The sequence below is a fragment of the Xanthomonas dyei genome, from assembly GCF_002939865.1.
GTDB lineage: Bacteria > Pseudomonadota > Gammaproteobacteria > Xanthomonadales > Xanthomonadaceae > Xanthomonas > Xanthomonas dyei.
This window is the reverse complement of record NZ_MDEE01000125.1, coordinates 1-441: the sequence shown is the minus strand read 5'-3', so window position 1 is coordinate 441 and position 441 is coordinate 1. Positions and strand designations below refer to the sequence as shown.

Here is a 441-nt window from a genome sequence, read left to right as displayed (position 1 = left end):
TGACCCACCCCCTGAAAACTGAGCCACAGTAAAGTAGAGACTTCGGCAGCATGGGCCCCCGTAGCAACGAGGATTCAAGCGATGAAGAAGTCACGATTTACTGAAGAGCAGATGGCCTACGCGCTCAAGCAGGCCGAGCTTGGGATGGCGGTCGGGGAGATCTGCCGGAAGATGGGCATAGCCGAGGCTACGTTCTACGTGTGGCGCAAGAAATACGGTGGGCTGGGCCCGTCCGAGCTCAAGCGCCTGCGGCTGCTGGAAGAGGAGAATCGCAAGCTCAAGCAACTGGTGGCCGACCTGAGCCTGGACAAGGCGATGCTGCAGGAGGTGGTCACAAAAAAGCTCTGAGGCCTGCCCAGCGACGTTCCTGGGTAGGCCAGCTGCGTGAGCGTTTTGGGGTCAGCCTGCGCCGCGCGTTGCAAATGATGTCGATGTCCCAGT

Annotated in this window: 1 pseudogene; it reads left to right on the top strand. The window is 59.9% G+C overall.

What is annotated here, in order from left to right:
- Positions 1-81: 81 nt before the first annotated feature.
- A pseudogene (locus XdyCFBP7245_RS23510) lies at positions 82-441 on the top strand (transposase); the annotation flags it as partial.